Below are 1,136 nucleotides of genomic sequence, written 5' to 3' on the forward strand. Positions count from 1 at the left end.
GAGCCAATTCGTTTTCACATACGGGACTTTCACCCTCTTCGGTTGCTCTTCCCAGAGACATTCCGCTAACAAACTGGTTTATCACTCTCATATAGATGGCCCTACAACCCCAATAAATCCGAAAACTTACTGGTTTGGGCTCTTCCCCGTCCGCTCGCCGCTACTAAGGGAATCTCAATTGATTTCTTTTCCTTCAGGTACTTAGATGGTTCAGTTCCCTGAGTCTCACTTTATACGGCTATGTATTCACACATATAATGCTAGTCATTAAAACTAGCGGGTTACCCCATTCGGCAATCTCGGGTTATAGCGGATGTTTGCTCCTTACCCAAGCTTTTCGCAGCTTACCACGGCCTTCATCGTCGGATAGCTCCAAGGCATCCACCATGGACCCTTTGTCACTTGACCATATTATTTTTTATCCCTTCCCTATTACTTTCAAAAACAAAAATCTTGTAAAAGATCATCTCTCCCGGACTAACTTCAGAAAGCTAATCGACAGGCCGGCGTCATGCGCCTCTTTAATAACTGACCGCGCCTTTGACAGCAGAATCAGCTGATAAAAAAGTCAAAGCGTATGTAATGCTCTACCTTTTTGGAGGTATGGGGACTCGAACCCCAGACCCCTAGAATGCAAATCTAGTGCTCTAGCCAACTGAGCTATACCCCCGGGATGGACCGCATAGCGACCCTATATATAATCCTTCTCAAAGCGAAAAACGCCTTTCGAAGTTTATTTCCGTGGGAGCCGGTCAGCGACCATTTCCCAAACCTCATATAAAAAAAGGAAAGGAAGAGAAAAGAGTCAGAACTTCTGATTCCAACTGTGTGCGTTTGAGTAAACTCAAGCCGCCCACTAGTCAATTTTTTTGTTGTCAAAGCTGCTTTTTCTTCCAGCTTTTATATGCATCCAGTCACGAAGACCGGACTCTACCTTTCACATTGAAAGGAGGTGATCCAGCCGCACTTTCCAGTACGGCTACCTTGTTACGACTTCACCCCCCTTACCAGGCATACCTTCGGCGCCGTCCTCTTTTGCAAGTTAGACTAGCGACTTCGGGTACCCCCAACTCGGGTGGTGTGACGGGCGGTGTGTACAAGGCCCGGGAACGTATTCACCGCGCCATGCTGATGCG

General features: G+C 47.2%; 1 tRNA gene and 2 rRNA genes. All 3 read right to left on the minus strand.

The window, feature by feature from the left end:
• Positions 1-408: ribosomal RNA gene (locus HNR50_RS22215) — 23S ribosomal RNA — on the minus strand; the annotation flags it as partial.
• Positions 409-596: 188 nt separating this feature from the next.
• Positions 597-670, minus strand: a tRNA-Ala gene (locus HNR50_RS22110).
• 275 nt (positions 671-945) lie between these two features.
• Positions 946-1,136: ribosomal RNA gene (locus tag HNR50_RS22115) — 16S ribosomal RNA — on the minus strand; the annotation flags it as partial.

The organism is Spirochaeta isovalerica (genome assembly GCF_014207565.1).
Taxonomy (GTDB): Bacteria; Spirochaetota; Spirochaetia; order DSM-2461; family DSM-2461; genus Spirochaeta_F; species Spirochaeta_F isovalerica.